This window comes from Phaeobacter sp. BS52, assembly GCF_045040595.1.
GTDB classification, from domain to species: domain Bacteria; phylum Pseudomonadota; class Alphaproteobacteria; order Rhodobacterales; family Rhodobacteraceae; genus Phaeobacter; species Phaeobacter piscinae.
This window is the reverse complement of sequence record NZ_CP090662.1, coordinates 1406958-1430996: the sequence shown is the minus strand read 5'-3', so window position 1 is coordinate 1430996 and position 24039 is coordinate 1406958. Positions and strand designations below refer to the sequence as shown.

The window sequence follows — 24039 nt, the reverse complement described above, 5'->3', positions numbered from 1 at the left end:
CAGAGGTTGCGGTCTCTAACGGATGCTGCGTGAACTGGCACTGTTGCCATGCCACTCCGTCAGCGGCGCCTGTGCTCCGGGGGCCATCAGGGCAGGCACGCCGAGAACAACGATCAGGGCGGCGGCGGCCAGAATGGATGCCGGTGCGCCGCGTCCTGCGGCGGACGTGCAGAATGTCGGGCTGAGATCGAGCATGGTCATGTCAATGTCTCCTATCAAGATATGACACCAAACTAAGCTGACCCAAGGTATTCCCAAAATGAATGTTTGATCGCATATAAATCACAAATAATGATTATTCGCGACGGCATTGCGCCCTGAGGATCACGCCGCAGCTGATTTCCTCTGACACCGCCCGCACATGTTTGCAATAAGCGGGACAAGCGCGTATCACAGCGCAACAATTCAGATAACCAAAAAGCCGTAATTGATGAAAACTCTGACCTCTACCGAAGACCTGCAGGCCTTTTGCGAAGCTGCAGCGCAGCATGATTATGTCACGGTGGATACCGAGTTTCTGCGAGAGCGGACATATTATTCCAAGCTATGTCTGGTGCAGCTGGCCTATCCCGGCGCAGGGAATGAAAACGCGGTGCTGGTGGATCCGCTTGCGGACGGGCTGTCGCTTGAGCCGCTGTATGAGCTGTTTCGCGATGAATCCGTAGTGAAGGTCTTTCATGCCGCGCGTCAGGATCTGGAGATTTTCTGGGTCGATGCGCAGGTCTTTCCAAAACCGCTGTTTGACACACAGGTTGCGGCCATGGTCTGCGGCTTTGGTGAGCAGGTCGGCTATGAAACCTTGGTGCGCAAAATCGTCAAACAGGGGTTGGACAAGACGTCGCGCTTCACTGACTGGTCCCGCCGCCCCCTGAGCGATGCGCAGAAAACCTATGCGCTGGCGGATGTGACCCATCTGCGCCAGATCTATGAATATCTTGCCGCTGAGCTGAAACGCACCGGTCGCGCCCGTTGGGTCGAGGAAGAGCTGCAGGTGCTCACCGATCCGGCAACCTATGATGTCGACCCTCAGGAGGCCTGGCGGCGTGTCAAAACCCGTACCAACTCCGGCAAGTTTCTGGCCGTTGTGCGTGAATTGGCCGCGTTCCGCGAAACCTACGCCAAGACCAACAATGTGCCACGTAACCGGGTGTTCAAGGATGACGCGCTAGTTGAACTTGCCTCGACCAAGCCCAAGAACGCCTCGGATCTTGGAAATTCGCGGCTGCTGCTGCGCGAAGCCCGCAAAGGGGCCATCGCCGAAGGGATCCTTCAGGCCGTGGCCAAGGGTGTGGAGTGCCCGGCAGGGTCGCAGCCACAGCCGGATCGCAGCCGTGAAAAGCTTCAGGTGAACCCGGCGCTGGCCGATTTGCTGCGGGTGCTGTTGAAGGCCAAGACCGAAGCCTCCGGCGTTGCTGCGAAACTGATTGCGCCCAGTTCGGATCTGGACGCAATTGCTGCCGGTCAGCGGAATGTTCCCGCGCTCAAAGGCTGGCGCCTTGAGGTCTTCGGCGCCGATGCGCTGCGTCTGTGCAATGGTGAGATCGCCCTGGCGGCAAAGGGGCAGGACGTGAAGGTTGTCACGCTTTGACCGATTGCGGGTCTGCATAAATGCTGCACAAATGACAAAAGGCGCCAGATCCGGCGCCTTTTTCTATTCTACCAGCGGCATTGTCCGGCGCCGATCAGCGGCGGCTTTCGCGGGCGTTTTGGGCGGCAACAACACGAATGCTGCGCACGCTGGCCAGCTGCTGCTGGCTAAGGCTCACGGCTGCGCGCAGGGTCCGGGTCCGCTCACTGCCGAGGGCGGTGCGGGTGTCAGGGTAAATGGCGCGGAAGGTGAAATCGAGCGTTGCATCACGGGTGCGGGCGTCGCGGTCTGCCTCATCCAGACGCAGCTCGACCCCGTAGGCACCCTGACGTGCGGCAATGCCGGTGGCGTAGACAATGGCGCCCGTTGGCGTACGCTCGACTCGCATGTCGGTGACGCTCTGTACCAGCACGGTTTCATCGACCGCATCGGGGCGGGCAAAGACGCTGACGCGGTTCTGAACCGGGATCAGCGGGTTGACGGGCTCACCGCTGGTCTCGACCACCTTAACCTCATCGGAGCCGCCAAACCAGTTCAACGGGTTCACCCGCGAGTCGCGAAACCCGCAGCCAGACAGCGCCACGGCCCCCACCAGAAGGAGTGCGAGAGATCTTTGCATGATGGTCCACCCGTTCGATAAGTCCTCGCATGTGGTTACCCGATTGCAAGCCACTTGAAAAGCAGTTGAAAAGCCATTGTTTGCGGCTTAGGTCCAGCTGTGACGCCGGGCAGAAACCAAATGAGGAAAAACCGTCATGGCCAGTGCCGCCTTTGAAGAGATCGTCGAGGATTTCGAGTTTCTCGAAGATTGGGAAGATCGCTACCGCCATGTCATCGAGCAGGGCAAGGCGATGGACCCGCTGGAGGACGCCCTAAAGGTGCCTGCCACGAAGGTGGATGGCTGCGCCAGTCAGGTCTGGCTACATCCCACCATCGAGAATGGCGTCTTCCACTTCGACGGGGAGAGCGACGCGATGATCGTGCGGGGGCTGATCGCGGTGCTGCGCGCACTTTACAATGGTCTGACTGTGGCTGAGGTGCTGGCGGTGGACGCGCGGGGAGAGCTGGCGCGGCTGGGCCTCAATGATCACCTGTCTGCGCAGCGCTCCAACGGGCTGACCGCGATGGTACAACGCATTCGCGAGACCGCAGCAGCGGCGGCTGCGTGAGCTGATGTGATCTCAGGCCGATGCCACCTCGGCGGCCCGGTCTCTGGACTGCAGGTGCCCGATGAAGGCGCGCAGCAGGGCCACGCGGCGGGGGCGAAAACTCTCGCCGGTGTTGCGGTACCCGTCGATCCGCGTGACATGAAAACTGCGGAAATCTTCCCGTTTACAGCACCAGGCCAGCAGCATCACGCTGCGGTCGTGGTATGACAGCGCCAGCGGGTAGATGCGGCGCTCCGTCCGGGCGTCCTTCAGGTCACGGTAGCCGATGTCCAGAGCCTCCTCTGCCCACATCGCCTCGCGCAGCAGGGTCATGTCGATGGTGGGCGTGGCAGGCGTGTAGAAGCGATGGACCAGATTGACGGCATGCATGGCCTGTCTTTGCTGACGTTCCGGTAGCGTGGCGAGGATCTTCACCAGCGCATCATTGGCGGCCTGCGCCAGATCGGCATCGCCGCGCTGGTTCACATCCGCCAGCCCCAGCGTCAGGGCTTCCAGCTCAATCTGGGTGAAGGTCTGCGGTGGCAGGGCCGGGTCTTCGATCATTGTATAGCCCAGACCTGCTTCCCCCTCGATCCGCGCACCGGCAGCACGCAGACTGTCAATATCGCGGTAGATAGTCCGTTCTGAAACCTCCATCGCCGTGGCAAGCCGCGCGGCGGTCACAGGTGGGCGCAATCCTCGAATGAGGTGGAGCAGGCGGAAGAGGCGATCTGTTTTTGACATGAGGATTTATACCCGCAACTTCCTGACAGGAATTGGCAGGAGGGTAGCGGCATATCCTCCCCATCAGCAACTCAAAAAGCAGAAAGGTCATTGATATGCCAACCCTTTATCACTCTCCCAATAGCCGTTCCTCTCGCGTCATTGCCCAGCTGATGCTGATGGGCAAACTGGACGATGTTGATATCGTCATCGTCGACGTGCAGCGCCATGATGGCAGCGGCGGTGCCGATCCACGCAACCCTCACCCCGAGGGGAAGGTGCCATATCTGGTCACCGATGAGGGGCAGGGTATCCGCGAAAGCGCTGCAATCATGATGTATCTGGATGAGCTGTTCGGCCAGCCCCTGAGCCCTGCGATTAAGGCCTCGGACCGCGGCGCCTACCTCAGCTGGATGGCCTATTCGGGCGGGGTGCTGGATCCGGTTCTGGTGGCCGCGTTTTCAAGGTTGGCGCATCCGGCCCTTGCCGGGGCCTACCGTGGCATGGATGAGGTCTGCGCAGCGCTCGAAACAGCGCTGAGCGAGGGGGATTTCCTGCTTGGTGCATCGCTCAGCGTCGCGGATATCCTATTGGCGTCGCCTTTCCAGTGGGCGCCGCATCTGATGCCCGACAGCGCCATCATCAAATCCTGGGTGGACCGTGTGGGCCGTCGTCTGGACGGGGAGGCGATAGCCGCATTTGAAGTGCAGGCACTCAGCACGTTGAACGCGTTGGAAGACGCCTGAGCTCGATGAATGACAGGTCGCGCGCGGGGATCAGCTCTGTGCGCCGCCGCCCCAGCGCATCATGGCGCTCTGCAGATCGCCATAGCCGGTATGGCGATGCTCAAACGCCAGTCCCATGCGGTCGGCGCAGTCTCGTGCCTTGGCCTCCAAGGCAGGATCATCGATCTGGGACTGGTAGACCAGTTTGGTGTAATTCCCGAACACCATGTCGCGCAGCTCCGGGTGCTTATCCAGCCCCATCGGACGCCAGACAAAGGCATCGAACTGTTTCACCAGGAAATCCGTCAGATAGAAGGCGGTGATCTCTCCTTCATCGGTATGGCGGGCGAAGGTTTCGTTGCCTTCGAAAAACGAATAGCAATGCGGCCCTGCAATCATCTCAACGCCGAGCTCGGCGCATTTGCGCTCCAAGATGCCACCGGTCCCACAGTCCGCATAAACCACATGGATGGTGTCATAGGTTGCGGAATGTTTGGACACGGCACCTTCAACCGCTTCGGTGATCTGTTCAGGATAGAGATGCAGCTTGGCGGGCAGGCAGGTCAGATCAATATGATCCAGTCCATTGATGTCCTTGATCGCCAGAATCTCACGGGCCAGCGCGCCACAGGCAATCAACAGGATACGGCCGGTCTTTTTCTCCGGGGCGGCCAGACCCCGTTCGGTGAGGGAGGTTTCCTCAAGCGTGCGCCCCGTGGGCGGTTGGAACGCCGCCCGCTCAGTCAGGCGGGCGGCGCGTCCTTTGCGTGCCAAATCAGGCGCTCATCTGGTTGTGCTTGCGCGCAACGAAGTCCTTGGCCATTTCCACCGCCACAGCGGCGTCACGACAATAGCCGTCGGCACCGATTGCCTTGCCAAATTCCTCATTCAGCGGCGCGCCGCCAACCAGAACGATGTAATCATCGCGTTTGCCCTGCTCGACCATCGTGTCGATCACGACCTTCATATAGGGCATCGTGGTTGTCAGCAGCGCTGACATGCCGAGGATATCCGGCTGATGCTCTTCCAGAGCTTCCAGATAGTTTTCCACGGGGTTGTTGATGCCAATGTCGACAACCTCAAAACCGGCGCCTTCCATCATCATGGAGACAAGGTTCTTGCCGATGTCGTGGATGTCACCTTTTACGGTGCCGATCACCATGGAGCCCATGCGCGGTGCGCCGGTTTCAGCCAGCAGCGGCTTCAGGATGGACATGCCACCCTTCATCGCGTTGGCCGCCAGCAGCACCTCAGGGACAAACAGGATGCCGTCGCGGAAATCCGCACCCACGATGGTCATGCCGCCCACCAGTGCTTCGGTCAGGATCTTGTAAGGCGCCCATCCACGTTCCAGCAGGATGTTTACGCTCTCTTCGATCTCTTCCTTGAGGCCGTCATAGAGGTCATCGAACATCTGCTGTACGAGATCCTCATCATTGAGGTCTGCCAGGATGATGTCATCTGCGTCTTCCGACATGGGTGTATTCCTTGACTGGGCGGGGTGACCCCGGTTTGGCCTTGTTTTATTCGTATTGGTCCAGATTGCCCCTACGAGACTGCAATGTTTGCGACATTGCCTTGGTCCGAACCGACCTATAGGGGCAAAAATAGCGGAATAATAATGAAGATTTCGCATGGAAATCTTCGGTTTCTTGCGTTTGTTCTTTATTTGTTCCTGCACTTGCGGCAGAATGAGCCATGACTGAGATTTTGACGCCCCCGCCACAACGTCGCAAAGCCCGCGCCAGCCTCAGCAATGCGGCAGGGCGGTTTGATATGACACGCGATGCCATCGACGACGGTTGGGGCGACCTGCGGGATTCGGGGCAGTATCAAGAGGACGTCGGCCTCCCCCGGATAGAAACCGACATTCGCCATGAGGTGGCCCGGTCACTGATTTCCTACAATAAGTCACCTGATCTGCCGTTTGACCGCTCCATCAATACCTACCGTGGTTGCGAACATGGCTGCATTTATTGTTTCGCCCGGCCCAGCCATGCCTATCTGGGTCTGTCACCGGGGCTGGATTTTGAAACCCGGCTGATCGCGCGCCCCAATGCTGCTGAGGTGCTGCGCCGTGAGCTGTCGCAGCCGCGCTACCGGGTTGCACCGATCGCCATTGGCACCAATACTGACCCGTATCAGCCTTGCGAACGGGATCTGGGGCTGACGCGCGCCTGTCTTGAGGTGCTGGAGGCTTTCTCGCACCCGGTCGCCATCGTCACCAAGGGCACCCTGATTGAGCGGGATCTGGATATCCTCTCGGCCATGGCGACGCGGGGGCTGATGCGGGTCGGGATCTCAGTCACCACGCTGGATGCAGATCTATCACGCCGGATGGAGCCGCGCGCGCCATCACCGGCGCGACGGCTCGCCACCATTCGCCGCCTGTCTGATGCGGGTGTCCCGGTGCGGATCATGACCTCGCCCATTGTGCCTGGATTGACAGATCATGAGCTGGAAGCTCTGCTGGCCGCGGGAGCAGAGGCAGGCGCGGATGCCGCCAGCTGGATCATGTTGCGACTGCCACGCGAGGTGTCAGAGCTGTGGCAGGAATGGCTTGCCGAACATGTGCCGCTGCGCGCCGAGAAGGTGATGGCTCGGCTGCGCGAAATGCACGGTGGGCGGGATTACGATCCGCGCTGGGGGCACCGCATGCGCGGTGAAGGCCCCTATGCCGAGGTTATCGCCAGCCGGTTCAAGACAGCGTGCAAGCGGCTGGGTTTGCTGCAGAAATCACCTGATTTTCGTTGTGATCTCTTCGCAAAACCGGCGCAGGCCGGGGACCAGCTCGCGCTGTTCTAAGACGCGATACTGGCATCCCGCGAAACAACGGCCGAAGCGACGATCACATCGCTTCGGTCCTGTTATGTATGCGCGATCAGCCGCGACGGCGACCGCGGCGGCTGCGGCGTTCAGGGGCGGTGTCCTCACCGGTGCCGTCACTGTCTGAGGTGAACGGGCCCAGAACCTCAACAATCCGCTCCAGTGTTGGCTGTTCGCCACGGGGGCGGGTGTCCAGCGCCTCGCGCATGGCGCGCAGGTGATCCGGCATGGTGCCACAGCAGCCGCCAATGATTTTGGCGCCGCAATCCCGTGCCATGGCTGCATATTCCCCCATCAGGGCTGGCGTGCCGTCATAGTGGATATGGCCATCGACATATTTCGGGATCCCGGCATTGCCTTTGGAAATGATCGGGCGGGTTGTCCCCTGTGCCGCGAACCCCAACACGGTGCGCAGAATGTCCGACGCCCCGGTGCCGCAATTGGCACCAAAGGCCAGTGGTGCGGGATCAAACTCCTCAACCAACTGGGCCATATCGGCTGAGGTGACCCCCATCATGGTGCGCCCGGCAGTGTCAAAACTCATGGTGCCACACCAGGGCATATCTGCCAGTTTGAACGCTTCGGCGGCGGCGCGGTATTCTTCCGGGGCAGAGATCGTCTCCAGCCACAAAACATCAACGCCGCCCTCTTTCAGCGCTTCGGCCTGCTCATGGAACATCTCGACGGCCAGCGCGTGGCTCAGCTCCCCCACGGGCTGCATGATTTCACCGGTCGGGCCAACGGAGCTAAGCCACTGCGATCTTGCGCTCAGAGCGATCCGCGACATTGCGGCCCAATTCGGCCCCCGCCACGTTCAACTCACGCACCCGGCGGTGGGCATCGTGCAATTTCAGCCGCGCAGCCGTCCCGCCAAAAGTATTGGTCAGGAACAGATCGCTGCCCGCATCAACCGCCCCCTGGTAGAGCGCGGTAATTTTCTTTGGTTCATCCACATTCCAAAGTTCCGGCGCATCACCGGACTGCAGGCCCATGTTGAACAGGTTGGTGCCGGTGGCCCCATCTGCAAGCAGGGCGTCCTTGGTCTCCAGCAGGGTGGTGAATGTATTGGTCATGGGATGTTCCTGTGGGGGTGATGTCGGTGTTTGCGCTGAGACCTGCCTGTTATGGCGGGGCGGATCAGCGATCAGTAATGGCCCGGTCTGTCATGCACGGCGGGTGAGGGCAATTTCATTTTCTTCATCTTCATTATGAGGCAGATCACCGCTGCGCTGGGATCGGTTGTCATCGCAGTCGTCCAGACCCTGATCCGCGGCGGAGCTGCGCCGGTTGCGTGCCGCTGCGGCGCGCCGTTCAAATGTCCGCCACAGGCTCTCTTCGGTGGCGCTGGCTGGATCCACGAGCGTTTCGGACAGGCCGCTGGAGCTGGTGGTGTTTTCGTCGGCTGGTTCTGACCAATGAGGCAATGGTACCGGGTGGTGGACCAGCCGCAGGAGCTCTCCCAAGGCGATCGCCAAATGCAGGAAGGAGGGCGCGGCGACATACCGGTCCTCCCACCGTGGTGCAAAGCACGTTTTGAAGCGGCGCAGGCCGGGGTCCAGACGTTGGGCGAGGCGGTGATCGGGCACCGCCGCCAGCGACAGGCGCGGGACCTTGAGTGTTGCGGCTTCAGTGATCGCGGCGCGGATCAGAGCATGGCCAGTGCCATCCGGGACGTCCGGCAGCAAGCGCACCAGATCCAGGCACCATTCATGGGCGATGGCATGGAAGCTTACAAATCCGACCATGCGCTCCCGATGCCAGGCGATGAACACCTGCTGCTGCGCCAGATATTCCGCCTGAAACCGGCCCATTGTCGTGCCGTTGGCACCGCCATGCGCGGCCTGCCAGGCCGCATCAATCTGAGCCATCTGTTCAATCGGCAAGTCCGGCGCTGCGGGCAGGACACAAACCTCAGCCTTCTCGGCCTGCCGCAGTTTACGGCGCAGCTGTCGGCGGCTGGAGCCGCTCTCGCTGAAGTTCTCAGGCTGCAGCACCGCCTCCTGTGCGATCCGCAGCACCCGCCAGCTAAGCGCACGCCAAGCACATCGCGGCATCGCGGGCAGTGCATTTATAAAGGCAAGCCACAGCGTTGCGGAGCCTGGCATGCTGACGCAGCCCCGGCAGCACCTCCGCCAAATGACCGCTCACCGCGCCAAAAAGCGCGATTGAGGCCTGCGGGCTGTCCACCAGCGCCACCTGATTGAGGCCGAAGGCATGGATATGTCCACCGTTTTGCCGGATCACGGCGGCCTCCGCGATGGGCCGGTTCTGTGGCAGATGTGAGGCTGGTCGCATGGCACTGCCAATCAGCGCCTGCGGATCGTCCGCGGGCGGGGTGGTTTCTGCGATGTTCGACGCCAGATGTGTCAGTGCGGGCCAACACAGGCAGAGACCAGCCAGCACCGCCGGAAGAAGGTAATAAACCAGCCGAAAGGCAAGGATCGCGGCAATGATCTCCGCCGTGGCATGTGTCGGCAGCATTGCACAGAGCGCCAGTTCAAACGCCCCAGCGCCGCCGGGAGCAGAGGAGAGTATCGCCACGCCGAGAGCCAGGAAATAGGCAGGCAGCAGCGCCGCAAGTGGTAGGTCAACACCCGCAGGGAGCAATAGCCACAGGGCGCTGCTAAGCGGCGATCACATCGATCATCGCCCAGAATCCCAGCGCGGCAATGGCCGTCAGCGAGGGCCAGCGCAGGGTCATCCGACCGATACGCACCACCGGCACAGCCACCATGGCGGCGATCATCGCACATGTCGCCAGAAGGATGGTCAAGCCCAGCCAGGGGCTGGAGACAGGCGGCGGGCTCAGCAGCAAGGCTGCGCCACAGATCCCGGCCAGGGCAATCAGAAACGTAATCGCAACCATACCGGTGAGCTGGGCGGCTCGCAGCGGGCGCAGCCCCTTCAGCATGCGCCAGCGTGCAAAGGCACCGGTGACCAGTCCAAATCCCAGGGTCTGGGAAATCGCGATGGCGATCATACCTGCGCGGCGCGCCTGAGGCCCATCCAGCCCGGTTCCAAGATGGCGATGCGCAACACTGTCATAGCGCCCCAGCGCCCAGAAACTCACCCCCGTGGCAAGCAGGGCACAGGTCCATTGCCAGCCCGCAAGGCCGCCCAGAATACCGCGCAGCTGTATCAGATCAGGCAGTGCAACATGGGCCTGCAACAGCGCCAGACAGCCGATCATAACCGCCACCGGCAGCAGCAGACGTGCGCCGCGCATGGCGGTCCGCGTCAGGGCGCGGGCGGCATTGGTCGGGCGTCTGGGCATTCGGATCCTTGTTGCAAACAGCGTGTTGCCGTCTGCGGATCCTACGCCTGAGGCATTGTCACAGGGTTAATGGGTGCAGCGCCGCAACAGACGATCCGTGAAGACGCCGCAAAATCAACCGCAACTCAGCTGTTGTCGTTCAGAACCTGCGCCTTGGCTTCTGGCAGCAGGGCGGCCCGCTGTTCCCGCACATCCTCGGCGCTGGCACGGCCTTGCAGATCGCCGCTGACCTTGCGCAGCACATCTTCGAACCCGGCTTCCTCGAAATCGGACTTGATGACCTCCAGTGCATACGCCTCGGCATCGGCGCCGGTTTTGCCCATCAGGCCTGCCGCCCAAAGCCCCAGCAGCTTGTTACAGCGGGCCTGCGCCTTGAACTGCATTTCTTCATCATGGGCATATTTTGCCTCAAACGCGTGTTCGCGGTCGTCGAATGTGGTCATGGGGCCTCCTTTGGTGTGACATTGGTTATGTCTCAATATGATATGTGGGCGCAGCGTCGCCCCCACAAGTACCGGACACGCGCCAAGCGCGGGTTTGTCGGCCGGTCGCTGTGATCGCTTGGCCTGCGGTCCAGATCCGCGCGAAACAGCCGTTCGCCGCATATCGGCCCGACCTTGGCCTCAGCTTTTGCCGGGACTTTGGCGCTGACCTTCGTTTGACCTTGGTTTTACCTTGGCATTTCCAGCTTAGCACAGGCGCTGACCCAGCCAAGGGGCGGCGGGCAGGGACCAAGCTTGCGGCAGCGCCCCCCTTGCCTTATGAGGGCGGCAGTTCCCGGGCATGAGATTCCCGCTTTTTTCCCGAAAGGCTCCGCATGGCACGTCGCAAGAAGATCTACGAAGGCAAGGCGAAGACACTTTATGAAGGGCCCGAACCGGGCACCATCGTTCAGTACTTCAAGGACGACGCCACCGCTTTCAATGCTGAAAAGCGCGATGTGATCGAAGGCAAGGGTGTGCTCAACAACCTGCTGAGCGAGTTTTTCATGCAAGGTCTGGGCCAGATCGGCGTGCCGACCCATTTCCTGAAACGGCTCAACATGCGCGAGCAGCTGGTCCGCAGCTGTGAGATCATTCCGCTGGAAGTGATCGTGCGCAATTATGCTGCCGGTTCGATTTCCAAACGCCTTGGCATTGACGAGGGCACCCAACTGCCGCGCCCGATTGTGGAATACTGCTACAAGGATGATGGCCTTGGTGATCCGCTGGTCACCGAAGAGCATATCGCGGCCTTTGGCTGGGCCAGCCAGCAGGACATGGACGATATCCTGAGCCTTGCACTGCGGGTCAATGATTTCCTGTCCGGCGTGATGCTGGCGGTTGGGATCAAGCTGGTGGACTTCAAGATCGAAATCGGCCGCATCTATGACGGCGATTTCCAGCGTCTGGTGGTTGCTGATGAGATCAGCCCAGACAGCTGCCGTCTGTGGGATCTGAAAACCGGTCAAAAACTCGACAAGGATGTGTTCCGCCGCGACCTTGGCAACCTGACCGACGCCTATACCGAGGTGGCGCGGCGTCTGGGCGTGATGCCGAACAACCCGCCCGCGGGCGGCAAGCCGACGCTGGTGAACTGATCCGATCCACAGATCCCGTCCTGACAAAAGGGGCGGGATTTTGACTATCTAACGAAAAGGCCCCTAATCCGGGCTTTGCCATCGAAACCTGAGGGAAAATGCGATGAAGGCACGCGTGCATGTAATGCTGAAAAACGGGGTTCTGGATCCGCAGGGCGAGGCCGTGCGCCACGCGCTTGGCGCGATGGGCTTTGACAAGGTGGACGGCGTGCGTCAGGGCAAGGTGATCGACCTCGATCTGGCCGATGACGCCACCGAGGCCGATGTCACCGCGATGTGCGAGAAGCTGCTGGCCAACACTGTCATCGAATCCTACAGCATCGAGATGCAGGGATGAAGGCGGCTGTTGTAGTCTTCCCCGGCTCCAACTGCGACCGCGATCTGGCGGTGGCGTTTGAGCAAGCGGGCTGTGAGGTTTCCATGGTCTGGCACAAGGACAGCGCGTTGCCTGAGGGCATCGATATCGTTGGTGTGCCGGGTGGGTTTTCCTATGGCGATTACCTGCGCTGCGGGGCCATTGCAGCACAGTCACCGATCTGTCAGGCGGTTGTCGATCATGCCAACCGTGGCGGCTATGCCATCGGTGTGTGCAACGGCTTTCAGATATTGACCGAAACCGGTGTTCTGCCGGGGGCGCTGCTGCGCAACGCCGGTCTGAAATACATCTGCCGCACCGTGGATCTGCAAGTGGCCACCGCCGACAGCGTCTTTACCGAAGCTTATACGGTGGGCGATGTGATTGGCGTTCCGATCGCGCATCATGACGGCAACTACTACGCTGATGCCGAGACCGTGGCAGCGCTGCAGGATCAGGATCGCGTCGCGTTCCGCTATGTCGACAACCCCAACGGGTCGGTTGCGGATATCGCAGGCATTCTGTCGGAAAATCGTCGGGTTTTGGGCATGATGCCACACCCCGAACGGGCGGCAGATGCGGGCCATGGCGGCACCGATGGGGCGGCAGTGTTCCGCGCATTGGCCGGGCTTGTCACTGCGGCGTGACTTGTGAAGCCGCGGTGGCTTGCGTTAGGTTTTGCCTATGACTGCCGCGCGTGACGCAACAACATCTTCTGAAAAACCGCGCTCCCGCACGACCTCGTGGCGGGTGCGTCTTGCGTTGCTGGTGCTGATGGCGGTGGCCGCAGTGACCGTTTGGGTCACCAACCGTGCCCTGACCGACCGCTTTACCGAAAGCACCCGCAACCGCGCCGAGCTGCGACTGGCGCTCTACTCCGGCAACCTGGTGAGTGAGCTGGGGCGCCATGCCATCGTGCCACAGCTGCTGGCGCGGGATCAGGCGCTGATCTCTGCGCTGCAGTCCAACGACTTCTCGCTCTCCACCCAGCGGTTGATCTCCTTTGTTGAGGAAATCGGCGCCGCCTCCATCATGCTGATGGCGCAGGACGGGCGCACTGTTGCGGCAACGGATCGTAACCGGCTGGGGGAAACCCACCGCAATGCGGCCTATTTCGTCGACGCCCTGCGGTCCAAAACCACGGTATTCTCCGCCATCCGCACCGAAGTCGGCAGCTATCGCTTCACCTATTCACGCCGCATTGTGGACACCTCCGGCATCCTTGGGGTGATTGTGGTGGAGGTCGATCTGCAGAAATTCGAACGCGCTTGGGCGGGTATTTCCGATGCGGTGATGGTCAGCGACAGCACTGGCACCATCCTGCTGGCGACGGAGTCGCGCTGGCGCGGCCTGTCGGAAGAAGACGCGCTGCAGCTGCAGACGCCGGAGGGCGCAATCCAGCGGGCTATCCGCGCCACCACCGACTGGACCGCCCTGCCAGCGGATGCCTACCTGCAGGGTGAGGCGGTGATGCGACTGGAGTCGCGGATCCCGTTTCAGGGCTGGCGACTTACGTCCTTCACCACCTATGCGTCGATCCGAGAGCGGGTGAACACGGTATTGGCGTTGGAAATCATGGGATTCGCCATTCTGCTGGCGCTGGCCTTCTATGCGCTGAGCCGCCGCACCGCGCTGCGCATGGCCCTGTTCCAGCGGGAGTCGGCAGAGCTTCGCGTATTGAACGCGCGGCTGCAGCGGGAAATTGCCGAACGGGAACGCATGCAGGAGACGCTTGCGGTCGCTGAACAGAGCCTCGCGCAGAGCTCGAAACTGGCCGCCCTTGGCGAGATGTCAGCCGCCGTCAGCCACGAGCTGAACCAGCCGCTCGCGGCGATGAAAACCTATCTTGCTCGGCGCGCGTCTGCTGCTCAATCGCAACCGCCCGGAGGAGGCGCTGGCCTCCTTTGGCCGGATCGATGATCTGATTGAACGGATGGGCGCCATCACCCGCCAGCTGAAATCCTACGCGCGCAAGGGCGGTGACGCGCTTAGCCCGGTAAATATGGGCGATGCGCTCGCCTCATCCCTGTCGATGATGGAGCCGCAGCTGCGTCAGCGGCATGTCAAAATCGCCCGCATCCTGCCCGAACAACCGGTCTATGTGATGGGGGATCGGATGCGCATTGAACAGGTTATGGTGAACCTGCTGCGAAACGCGCTAGATGCTACAAAGTCAGTTGCAGATCCTGAGGTCGAAATCCTGCTTGCCGCAGGCGAGACCGCGACCCTGTCGGTGCGCGACAACGGGATGGGGATCAAGGATTTCGGCAGCCTGTTTGAGCCCTTCTACACCACCAAGCAGCCGGGGGACGGGGTTGGGTTGGGGCTTGCCATCTCCTCCGGTATCGTGAACGACCTAGGCGGTCGGCTGACTGCCCGCAACGGACAGAACGGTGGCGCCGTATTTGAAATGCAATTGCCGATCCTTGTGGACGGCATCGAGGCCGCAGAATAGCGCGGTATCACTGGATGGAGGGCACGCGAATGGCACAGGCCATGAAAATCGCGATCGTCGATGATGAACAGGATATGCGACAGTCGATCAGCCAATGGCTGGCGCTGTCTGGCTATGACACCGAGACCTTTGCCAGCGCCGAAGACGCGCTGAAAGTGCTGGGGCCGGATTATCCCGGCATTGTCATCTCGGATATCAAAATGCCCGGCATGGACGGGATGCAGTTCCTCAAGAAACTGATGGGCAGCGATTCTGCGCTGCCGGTGATCATGATCACCGGTCACGGCGATGTGCCGATGGCGGTTGAGGCGATGCGGGTCGGGGCCTTCGACTTTCTCGAAAAACCCTTCAATCCGGATCGTATGTCAGAGCTGGCCAAACGGGCCACGGGCGCGCGCCGCCTGACGTTGGACAACCGGGTGCTGCGCCGCGAGCTGTCTGATGGCAGCACCATCATGAAGAAACTCATCGGCTCCAGCCCGGTGATGGAGCGCCTGCGCGAAGATATCCTCGATCTGGGGCAGGCCGACGGCCATGTTCTGATCGACGGCGAGACCGGCACCGGCAAGACACTGGTAGCGCACGCATTGCATGCGGTGGGCAGCCGGGCGGGCAAGAAATTCGTGCTGGTCTCCTGTGCCGCACTGGAGGAAGAGGCGCTGTCCAAGCGTCTGTTTGGCCCGATGCTGCCCGAAGACAGCATGCTGCCCGCTATTGAGGAAGCCCGCGGCGGCACGCTGGTGCTGGAAGATATCGACGCGCTGAGCGAGACGCTGCAGGCCAAGCTCTTGAGTGTGATCAATGAGCAGGGCATCCCCGGTGAGACCCGCATCGTGGCGATTTCGAACCTGCAGGAGGCAGGCAAGACCTGCGAGGACGCGCTGCGCCCGGATCTGTTTTACAGGTTGGCTGCGCTGCGTATCACGGTGCCACCGCTGCGCCAGCGCGGTGAGGATATCCTGACCTTGTTCACCCGCCTCAGTGAGCAGTTCTCCGAAGAATATGGCTGTGACGCGCCCCAAGTCAGCGCGCAGGAGGCGGCCCAGCTGTTGCAGGCGCCCTGGCCGGGCAACGTGCGCCAGTTGATCAATATCGCCGAACGGGCCGTGCTGCAGTCGCGTCGCGGCTCTGGCACCATAGCCTCGCTTCTGATGTCCGATCATGAGGATATGCAGCCGGTGATGACCACCGAGGGCAAACCATTGAAGGAATATGTCGAAGCCTTCGAGCGGATGCTGATCGACAACACCATGCGCCGCCACAAAGGCTCCATCGCCAGTGTCATGGACGAACTGTGCCTGCCGCGCCGGACGCTGAATGAAAAGATGGCCAAATACGGCCTGCAACGTTCCGACTATCTGTCCTGAGCGCTGATCCACACGCAGTCACAGGCAGGGCCGCATTCTCCGGAGCGCGGCCCTTGCTGTTTGCTAACGAATTATTCACCAATTTTCGTCTAAGAACCAAGCAGATAGTATTTAGATTGCGGCTGTGACGAATGACCATTGTCATTACCTATCCACAGGTCTTATGCTGTCCAAATGGGGATGGGAGCCTCGTGATCCTGCCCCTCTTGATGAGATTCGCTGCCTTTGTTTTTGTCCGGCAAGATCCGAGAAAGCAAAGTCAGACCGATTGGCCCCGCAGTATTCCGGGGCAGTTTAGCACCTGACTGAGGTTTCTCAGCAGGGATATAATCAGGGCAGGGCGCGGGTATTCCCACCTGTCGGAGAAGAAACGCGATGACGCGCGCGAGAGAGAACAGCAGACAGGCAGGAGGGCCGGACAGATGTTCCGGGGCTAACCGCTGTACTGCATGGGCCAATCGCGCGCCACAAGACATCGCCCAGACAAGACACCACCCCGATCGTTCACGTCCGCCCGGCAACGGGCCAGATGCGCGCGTGCGCGGCAGGTGCACCAAGGACACATGGCAAAGAAGATGCTTATTGATGCCACCCACGCGGAAGAGACCCGCGTCGTGGTGGTCGACGGAAACAAGGTTGAGGAATTTGACTTTGAATCCGAAAACAAACGCCAGCTTGCTGGCAATATCTACCTCGCAAAAGTAACCCGCGTCGAACCGTCGCTGCAGGCGGCTTTTGTGGACTATGGTGGTAACCGCCATGGTTTCCTCGCCTTTTCGGAAATTCATCCCGACTACTATCAGATCCCGGTTGCCGACCGGGAGGCACTGATGGAAGAAGAGCGCGCCTATGCCGAGGCACAGCGCGCGCGCGATGACGAAGAGGATGCCAAACCTGCCAAGCGGCAGTCGCGGTCGCGTCGTGGCCGGACCAAAGCTGCGGAGGTAAAATCCGCTGACGTGGTTGAGACCAAGGACGTCAGCCCCGAGACCGCTGAAAACGGCGCTGATATCGCTGGTATGGAAACCATCGACCTGACCGATGAGGTCGCAGCCGCTGATACCAAGCTGGCGGAGGTTCCCGAAACCGCTCAAACTGAGGCCGCTCAAACTGAGGCCGCTGCCGCCGATGACGCGACCGTTGCTGAACCGGTTGTGGAAGAGGCTGTCAAAGAGGTCTCAGGCACACCTGAGGCGCAGGACGCATCCGGTGAGACCGAGGGCGCGGCAGATACGGCGACACCTGAGGCGGACGACGCCGCAGATGACGCGGAGTCTGATGACAGTGCCGATAAGGACGCTGGCGCAGATGCGACGGCGAAGGATGAGAATATCGAATCCGTCGCCGATGAGGATGATAGCGAAGATATTCGCCCGGTACGCAAACCGCGCCCACGTCGCTACAAAATTCAGGAAGTGATCAAGGTTCGTCAGGTCCTGCTCGTTCAGGTCGTGAAAGAGGAACGCGGCAACAAGGGCGCAGCCCTCACCACCTATCTGTCGCTGGCTGGCCGTTACTGCGTGCTGATGCCCAACACCGCGCGCGGTGGTGGCATCTCCCGCAAGATCACCAATGCCGCCGACCGCAAAAAGCTGAAGGACATCGCCGTTGAACTCGACGTGCCGACCGGCGCCGGGCTGATTGTCCGTACTGCGGGCGCCAAACGCACCAAATCCGAGATCAAGCGCGATTACGAATATCTGCAGCGTCTGTGGGAACAGATCCGCGAGCTGACGCTGAAATCCATCGCGCCTGCGAAGATCTACGAAGAAGGCGATCTGATCAAACGCTCGATCCGCGACCTTTATAGCCGCGAGATTGATGAGGTGCTGGTTGAGGGCGAACGCGGCTACCGCATCGCCAAGGACTTCATGAAGATGATCATGCCGTCCCACGCCAAGAACGTGAAAAACTATCAGGACCAGCTGCCGCTGTTCGCGCGCTTCCAGGTCGAAAGCTACCTCGGCGCGATGTTCAATCCGACGGTGCAGCTGAAATCCGGTGGCTATATCGTGATCGGCGTCACCGAGGCACTGGTGGCCATCGACGTGAACTCCGGCCGCGCCACCAAGGAAGGCTCGATCGAGGAGACCGCGCTGAAGACCAACCTGGAGGCCGCCGAAGAGGTGGCCCGCCAGCTGCGTCTGCGTGACCTTGCCGGTCTGATTGTTATCGACTTCATCGACATGGACGAGCGTAAGAACAACGCCGCCGTCGAAAAGCGGATGAAGGATAAGCTGAAGACCGACCGCGCCCGCATTCAGGTAGGCCGGATCTCCGGCTTTGGTCTGATGGAAATGTCGCGTCAGCGTCTACGTCCCGGCATGATCGAGGCGACAACCGCCCCGTGTCCGCATTGCCATGGCACCGGTCTGATCCGGTCGGATGACTCGCTGGCGCTGTCGATCCTGCGCCAGATTGAGGAAGAGGGCACCCGCCGTCGTTCCCGCGAGGTGCTGGTGCGCTGCCCGGTCAGCATTGCCAACTATCTGATGAACCAGAAGCGCGAGCATATCGCCCAGATCGAAACCCGCTACGGTCTTTCCGTACGGATCGAAGGGGACCCGCATCTGGTCAGCCCGGATTTCTCGCTTGAGAAGTTCAAGACCGCGTCCCGTGTGGTGCCTGTTGCCGCAGCGCCTGTGGTGTCCGTCGATACCTCGATCATGGATCAGGTTGATGCGGATGAGGCCAATGACGAGGCGGATGAGGCCGAGGCTGAAACCAATGACGCCGACGTCGCAGAGGTACAGACCGCAGGTGATGAGGGCGAGGGCGACAATAAACCCAAGCGCAAGCGTCGCCGTCGGCGTCGTCGGAAATCCTCCGGTGGTGACGGTGATGACAGCAACAATGCGGCGCAGGCTGATGCAAACGCGGACGACCAGACAGCGTCTGATGACGCCGCTGCGGACGAATCCGACGCCAAGGCTGAGCCAGCAGAGAGCACCGATGCCAAAGAGGGCGAGGGCGACGGTGAGGTGAAGAAACGCACCCGCACCCGGACCCGCTCGCGCAGCCGCAAGAAGAAGACTGACGAGACAGTCACAGCTGAGGCCGACGCCCCGGCGGAGACGGACGCCAAAGCAGAGCCTGTGGCTGAGGTCAAAGAGGTGGTTGAGGACGCAAAGGCGGAGGACAACAAACCTGCCGAGGCTCCCGTTGAGAGCGCAGAGACGCCCGCTGAGGCTGCTGCGGAACCCGCAGCGCTGAACGGTGACGCCGCCGCAGAGGTGCCCGCCGCCGCCGCCGAAGCAGAGACCGCCGCCATAGCTGAAGAGGCCGCACCGAGCCAGATCGTAGCGGATGAGGCCACCGCTGAGGATGTTGTCGCAGATCAGGACACCCCTGCCGCTGAGGAAACAGCGACAGAGGCCGCCGGGTCACAGACCGCAGAGGCTTCGACGGAAGAGGTGGAGACAGCCCCGGAACCGGAGCTGGCCACTGCCGAAGCTGAACCGGCAAGCCCGCCGAAGCCGAAACGGCGCGGCTGGTGGTCGGTTGGCAGCTGATCGCAAAAGACTGAAAAGGCGGGCATCAGGCCCGCCTTTTTCATGTCAGGCCCCCGGACCGGGATGAGGACCGCAATGAACACCGACATGCAGACAGAAACCACGACGACAAAGGCGCTGCTGCAGGAGCTTCTCGCCGCGGAAACGGCCGTCTGGACCGCATTGCAACAGGGCGATATCGCCGCTGACCGGGCCGCATTGCATCCGCAGTTTCTGGGCGTCTATCCAAGCGGTTTTGCCGGGCGGGACGATCATACCGATCAGCTTGCCCAGGGTCCGACGGTTGCAGAGTTCAGCATCGAGGATGCGCGCGTTTTGCCGCTTGGCCCCGAGACAGCGCTGCTAGCCTACCGCGCCAGCTACACCCGTCCGGGGCAGGCAGAGGGGGAGGCTGAAGGCGCTGCAATGTATGTCAGTTCGATTTGGCAGCGTCAGGATGGCGGCTGGATCAATATCTTCAGTCAGGACACCGAAGCCCTGCCAGAGGGAGCAGAAAACCTGCTCCCCTGATCTCAGCCACCCTTGCGGATCAGGTAGATCTGATGCTGCGGATTGTCGCGGATTTCCAGCAGCTCATGGCCCGCCTCATGGCAGAAATGCGGGATGTCCACCACCGCAGCCGGGTCATCTGCATGCACCTCCAATACCCTGCCAGAGGCCAATGGTTTCAGACGCTTACGTGCCTTTAGCACGGGCAGAGGACAGAGCAGCCCGAGGGCGTCGAGGATCTCGTTTTCGTGGGTCATCCCTTGCAGATAATCCGGTTGTTTCATCCTGTCCACAAGGTTGTGACCAGCTCCCCCCGTGACCTTTGTCAGAGGCTGGTCTAAGGGTTGGGCATGTTTGGAATTGAAATCATCGACGCAGGGCTGATCCCTGCCATGCTGGTGGCGCTAACGGCTGGATTGGTCAGTTTTCTGTCGCCCTGTGTGCTGCCCATCGTGCCGCCCTATCTGGCCTATATGAGCGGCGTCTCCATTGGAGAGATCCAAGGCACGGCGCAGGCCAGACGCAAGGCCATTGTGGCCGCGCTGTTCTTCATCATGGGGCTGTCTACGGTGTTTCTGCTGCTGGGCTTCACCGCTTCGGCCTTCGGCGCGTTTGTGCTGCAGAATCAGGAGCTTTTTGCGCAGGTCTCCGGCGTTGTGGTGATTGTCTTCGGGCTGCATTTCCTTTCTGTGTTCCGCATTCCGCTGCTTGATCGTGAGGCGCGGATGGAAACCGATCAATCCGGCGGCTCGGCAGTTGGCGCCTATATTCTGGGCTTGGCCTTTGCCTTCGGCTGGACCCCCTGCATCGGCCCTCAACTCGGCGCGATCCTGTCGCTGGCGGCGACTGAGGCTTCGGTCACACGCGGCACCTTGCTGCTGGGGATCTACGCGCTGGGGCTGGGGGTGCCGTTCCTGCTAGCGGCGATCTTCCTCACCCGCTCCATGGTGCTGATGAACCGGATCAAGCCCTACATGGGTGTGATCGAGAAATTCATGGGCGGGTTGCTGATCTTTGTCGGTGTGATGCTTGTCACCGGACTGTTTTCTGAATTCTCCTTCTGGTTGTTGGAGACCTTCCCGGCGCTGGCGACCCTCGGCTGATCCGCACGACCCATCGCGGCTTTTGCTCGGATCAAAAGCCCCGCTCGGCAAATCACCGGCGGGGCTTACGCTTTTGATGCAGCGCGGCTAAGCTGAGCGGACAACAACAGGCAAATCGGGCCGCGCAATCCGTGCAAGAGCAGAACCCCAAAACCCCCACAGCCAGTGCGCCGCACCGGGATCCGGACGGCGCACCGCAGGATCCGCCTGTACGTCGTCGCAAGGTCTTCTATATCCCCGGCTACGACCCGATGCCGCCGCGCCGCTACCGTGAGCTATATCGCAGCGAGGGCGCAGCGCAGGCCGAGATTTCCGGCTATCAGCTGTCTCTGGTGCCGCGTCCCAAGACCGCCACCGCGACCGACGGCGCAGGCGGCTTTGGCTGGCAGGTCCAGGCGCAGATTGAGGGGCATGAGGTCGACACCGATGTTGACGTGCTGGTCTGGTCCGACATCGTGCAGGACAGTATGGATCCATCCATTGCCGAGACCTATTGGCAGATGGTGCGTACCGCCTGGATCTATATTTCCACCGGAACGCTGCGACGGCTGATGTGGCTGCGCAAAGGGCCGGTCATTGCTGCCCTGTACCCCGTGGGGATGCTGTTGCTGCAGGCGGCGCTGGCCTTCATCGTGGCGCTGGTCATCGCGCGTCTGGGGCAGGGGGGCGTTGCCCGGCTTGGGCTGACCTCCACATGGGGTGGGGCGCTGGCTGCACTGGTGTTTTGGGTCGCCGGTCTGGTCGCGGCAGCCATGCTGTTGCGTTGGTTCCGGCGGCAGGATAGCCGTCTCTTTGCCTATTATCTGATGCATGATTACGCCCATTCTGCAGCCCTGCGCGGCGCCTACGCACCCGAGCTGGAGCAGCGTATCGCTCAATTCGCGGGTGAGATTGCCGTGGCGCTCAGCGATCCAAACTATGATGAGGTGCTGGTGGTGGGCCATTCGTCCGGGGCGCATGTCGGTGTCAGCGTGCTGGCTGATGTGCAGCGCAGCGGGCTGGCGGGGCGTCATGCGGTGCTGGGGTTTTTGAGCCTGGGGCAGGTGGTGCCGATGGTCTCCTTCCTGCCTGAGGCGCATCGCCTGCGGCGTGATCTGCGTGACCTCTCCGGGCGGGGAGATCTTTGCTGGGTCGATGTCACCGCACCGGGGGATGGCTGTGCCTTTGCGCTCTGTGATCCGGTCGCGGTCACGGGGGTGTCCCAACCGCAGAAACGCTGGCCGCTGGTTATCTCGGCGGCCTTTACCCAGACCCTCAGCCCGGCACGATGGGCGGCACTGCGCTGGCGCTTCTTCCGGCTGCATTTCCAATATCTCTGCGCCTTTGATCAGCCGGGAGACTACGACTATTTTCAGATCACGGCAGGTCCGCGCACATTGGAAAGCCGCTATCGCACCCGCAATCCGTCGCGCTCACGCATTGATGTGACCGCGTCCAAATACACTTCGGTTGGTGGGTGATGGGTGATCTGCCGCACTTGGATGATCGCCCTGACAGCGAGGCTGCTGCATCAGCTGAGGGACCTGTGATCATCCCACCAAAACCTGCGGCCCGCGCCGCCAAGGTCTCGCTTTGGCGCTATCTGCGGCTGTTTCGCGCGGATCTTCTCTCGGCACAGCTAAGCCAAGCTTTATCGTGCCTGGATGGCAGAGTTTCGCACGCCCTTCTTTCGGTCTTTTCTGGTCAATCAACCGGATCTGGTGCGCACGGTGCTAAAGGACCGCCCGGAGGTATTCCCGAAATCCAACCGCATTGGTGAGGGGCTGCGCCCGCTGCTTGGGAATTCGGTTTTTCTTACCAATGGCGAGGTCTGGAAACGGCAGCGCCGGATCATTGACCCCGCGTTTGAAGGAGGCTGGCTGCGTGAGATCTACCCGGCCATTCACGCCGCTGCGCAGGCGGCTGTCACCCGTCTTTCTGATCAGTTGAACAAGGATCCGGACGCGCCCATTGAAATCGAGGCGGAAACCTCCCACGCGGCAGCGGATGTGATCTTCCGCACGCTGTTTTCGATCCCGATTGAGCATCATCTGGCACAGGAGGTGTTTCACCGATTTCGGGCCTACCAGCAGGCACAGCCCATCCTCAATCTCGCGGCCTTTGTGCCGCTGCCGCGTTGGCTGCCGCGCTTTCACCGCCCCGCCACGCGGCGCAATGCGGCCCGGATCCGGGGTCTGATCAGGGATCTCACGCAACAGCGCATGACGGCCATCGCATCAGGCCATGCGCCGGATGATCTGGCCACCAAGATCATGACCACGCAAGACCCCGAAACCGGCGAGCGGTTCACGACGGATGAGATGGTCGATCAGGTGGCGATCTTTTTTCTGGCCGGGCATGAGACCAGCGCGTCTGCATTGGCCTGGGCACTTTACCTGGTGGCTTTGGCCCCCGACTGGCAGGAGGAAATCGCAACGGAGGCGGCGACGCTGTCGCTGGACCAGTTTGCCGCGGCGGCTAAGTTGCGGATCAGTCGCGATGTCTTCCGCGAGGCGCTGCGCCTTTATCCGCCGGTGCCGATGATGGTACGCGAGGCCAGCTGCCCGCAGCAGTTTCGTGGCCGGACTGTTCCAAAGGGCGCGCAGGTTGTGCTGAGCCCCTGGCACCTGCACCGTCACGAACGGCTCTGGGAAAATCCGGACGGATTTGATCCCGGGCGGTGGCAGACGGAGAACGGCAAGACCTGCCAGCGCGAGGCCTATATCCCGTTTTCGGCTGGACCGCGTGTCTGTACAGGTGCCGGTTTTGCAATGATTGAAGGACCGCTGATCCTGTCGATGATCCTGCAGCGGTTTCGGGTGGAACCTGTTGCGGAGCAAGAACCCGTCCCAGTCGCGCATCTGACAGTTCGGTCGAAAAACGGGATCTGGTTGCGGCTCATCCCGCGCTAACCCA

Annotated in this window: 19 protein-coding genes and 4 pseudogenes; 14 read left to right on the top strand and 9 right to left on the bottom strand. The window is 61.2% G+C overall.

Annotated features, from left to right (window positions below):
• Positions 1–15 precede the first annotated feature (15 nt).
• Positions 16–201, bottom strand: coding sequence for a hypothetical protein (locus L0Z65_RS06940; RefSeq protein ID WP_096789047.1), 186 nt, complete (start codon positions 199–201; stop codon positions 16–18).
• 229 nt (positions 202–430) lie between these two features.
• Between L0Z65_RS06940 and rnd the strand changes: the two genes are divergently transcribed.
• Positions 431–1588 (top strand): ribonuclease D, encoded by a 1158-nt coding sequence (gene rnd / locus L0Z65_RS06935; protein WP_405111903.1) that lies wholly within the window; start codon positions 431–433, stop codon positions 1586–1588.
• A 94-nt stretch (positions 1589–1682) separates the two neighbouring features.
• Here rnd and L0Z65_RS06930 read toward each other — a convergent pair whose 3' ends face one another.
• Complete coding sequence (locus L0Z65_RS06930; RefSeq protein WP_405111901.1) at positions 1683–2207, bottom strand: hypothetical protein; 525 nt, start codon at positions 2205–2207, stop codon at positions 1683–1685.
• Positions 2208–2343: 136 nt separating this feature from the next.
• Between L0Z65_RS06930 and L0Z65_RS06925 the strand changes: the two genes are divergently transcribed.
• On the top strand, positions 2344–2757 hold the full coding sequence (locus tag L0Z65_RS06925) for a SufE family protein (RefSeq protein ID WP_040168783.1): 414 nt from the start codon (positions 2344–2346) through the stop codon (positions 2755–2757).
• Between the two features lie 12 nt (positions 2758–2769).
• On the opposite strand, the gene L0Z65_RS06920 is transcribed toward L0Z65_RS06925, so the two are convergent.
• Entirely contained in the window at positions 2770–3480 is a 711-nt protein-coding gene (locus tag L0Z65_RS06920) for a helix-turn-helix transcriptional regulator (protein WP_405111899.1), read from the bottom strand.
• 95 nt (positions 3481–3575) lie between these two features.
• Here L0Z65_RS06920 and L0Z65_RS06915 point away from each other — a divergent pair, with 95 nt between their 5' ends.
• Complete coding sequence (locus L0Z65_RS06915) at positions 3576–4205, top strand: glutathione S-transferase family protein (protein WP_405111897.1); 630 nt, start codon at positions 3576–3578, stop codon at positions 4203–4205.
• A gap of 30 nt (positions 4206–4235) precedes the next feature.
• Here L0Z65_RS06915 and L0Z65_RS06910 read toward each other — a convergent pair whose 3' ends face one another.
• Both L0Z65_RS06910 and L0Z65_RS06905 read right to left on the bottom strand, forming a co-directional pair.
• A complete protein-coding gene (locus L0Z65_RS06910; RefSeq protein WP_405111895.1) occupies positions 4236–4958 on the bottom strand; it encodes a DUF1638 domain-containing protein in 723 nt (240 codons plus the stop codon).
• Position 4959: 1 nt separating this feature from the next.
• Positions 4960–5661: a B12-binding domain-containing protein gene (locus L0Z65_RS06905; RefSeq protein WP_040168794.1), complete on the bottom strand. Its 702-nt coding sequence runs from the start codon at positions 5659–5661 to the stop codon at positions 4960–4962.
• Positions 5662–5882: 221 nt separating this feature from the next.
• On the opposite strand from L0Z65_RS06905, the gene L0Z65_RS06900 reads away from it, so the two are divergent.
• Positions 5883–6989 (top strand): PA0069 family radical SAM protein, encoded by a 1107-nt coding sequence (locus L0Z65_RS06900; protein ID WP_405111893.1) that lies wholly within the window; start codon positions 5883–5885, stop codon positions 6987–6989.
• A 76-nt stretch (positions 6990–7065) separates the two neighbouring features.
• Here the strand turns inward: L0Z65_RS06900 and bmt are convergent.
• The 3 genes and pseudogenes from bmt to L0Z65_RS06885 form a co-directional block, all read right to left on the bottom strand.
• A pseudogene (gene bmt, locus L0Z65_RS06895) lies at positions 7066–8083 on the bottom strand (betaine--homocysteine S-methyltransferase).
• Positions 8084–8173: 90 nt separating this feature from the next.
• Positions 8174–10284, bottom strand: a pseudogene (locus L0Z65_RS06890) (phosphatidylglycerol lysyltransferase domain-containing protein).
• Between the two features lie 125 nt (positions 10285–10409).
• The gene (locus tag L0Z65_RS06885) at positions 10410–10727 is read right to left on the bottom strand and encodes a DUF1476 domain-containing protein (RefSeq protein ID WP_096871166.1); all 318 of its coding nucleotides are present in this window, start codon (positions 10725–10727) and stop codon (positions 10410–10412) included.
• Between the two features lie 374 nt (positions 10728–11101).
• Here L0Z65_RS06885 and purC point away from each other — a divergent pair, with 374 nt between their 5' ends.
• The 7 genes and pseudogenes from purC (at position 11102) to L0Z65_RS06850 (ending at position 20062) form a co-directional block, all read left to right on the top strand.
• A complete protein-coding gene (purC, locus tag L0Z65_RS06880) occupies positions 11102–11863 on the top strand; it encodes a phosphoribosylaminoimidazolesuccinocarboxamide synthase (RefSeq protein ID WP_040168803.1) in 762 nt (253 codons plus the stop codon).
• A 103-nt stretch (positions 11864–11966) separates the two neighbouring features.
• Positions 11967–12200: a phosphoribosylformylglycinamidine synthase subunit PurS gene (gene purS / locus L0Z65_RS06875; protein WP_014874461.1), complete on the top strand. Its 234-nt coding sequence runs from the start codon at positions 11967–11969 to the stop codon at positions 12198–12200.
• A complete protein-coding gene (gene purQ / locus L0Z65_RS06870; RefSeq protein WP_405111888.1) occupies positions 12197–12865 on the top strand; it encodes a phosphoribosylformylglycinamidine synthase subunit PurQ in 669 nt (222 codons plus the stop codon). The genes purS and purQ overlap by 4 nt, the downstream gene beginning before the upstream one ends.
• A gap of 37 nt (positions 12866–12902) precedes the next feature.
• A pseudogene (locus L0Z65_RS06865) lies at positions 12903–14673 on the top strand (ATP-binding protein).
• A gap of 29 nt (positions 14674–14702) precedes the next feature.
• Complete coding sequence (locus tag L0Z65_RS06860) at positions 14703–16040, top strand: sigma-54 dependent transcriptional regulator (protein ID WP_014879832.1); 1338 nt, start codon at positions 14703–14705, stop codon at positions 16038–16040.
• 563 nt (positions 16041–16603) lie between these two features.
• Positions 16604–19552 (top strand): ribonuclease E/G, encoded by a 2949-nt coding sequence (locus tag L0Z65_RS06855; protein ID WP_405111884.1) that lies wholly within the window; start codon positions 16604–16606, stop codon positions 19550–19552.
• Between the two features lie 75 nt (positions 19553–19627).
• The gene (locus L0Z65_RS06850) at positions 19628–20062 is read left to right on the top strand and encodes a DUF4440 domain-containing protein (RefSeq protein WP_405111881.1); all 435 of its coding nucleotides are present in this window, start codon (positions 19628–19630) and stop codon (positions 20060–20062) included.
• Between the two features lie 2 nt (positions 20063–20064).
• Here the strand turns inward: L0Z65_RS06850 and L0Z65_RS06845 are convergent, their stop codons facing one another.
• Positions 20065–20298, bottom strand: coding sequence for a sulfurtransferase TusA family protein (locus L0Z65_RS06845; RefSeq protein WP_040169560.1), 234 nt, complete (start codon positions 20296–20298; stop codon positions 20065–20067).
• A 93-nt stretch (positions 20299–20391) separates the two neighbouring features.
• On the opposite strand from L0Z65_RS06845, the gene L0Z65_RS06840 reads away from it, so the two are divergent.
• From L0Z65_RS06840 to L0Z65_RS06830, 3 genes and pseudogenes are all read left to right on the top strand, one after another.
• Positions 20392–21144: a cytochrome c biogenesis CcdA family protein gene (locus L0Z65_RS06840; protein WP_096789055.1), complete on the top strand. Its 753-nt coding sequence runs from the start codon at positions 20392–20394 to the stop codon at positions 21142–21144.
• Positions 21145–21395: 251 nt separating this feature from the next.
• The gene (locus L0Z65_RS06835; protein ID WP_405112478.1) at positions 21396–22604 is read left to right on the top strand and encodes a hypothetical protein; all 1209 of its coding nucleotides are present in this window, start codon (positions 21396–21398) and stop codon (positions 22602–22604) included.
• 68 nt (positions 22605–22672) lie between these two features.
• A pseudogene (locus L0Z65_RS06830) lies at positions 22673–24035 on the top strand (cytochrome P450).
• Positions 24036–24039 lie beyond the last annotated feature (4 nt).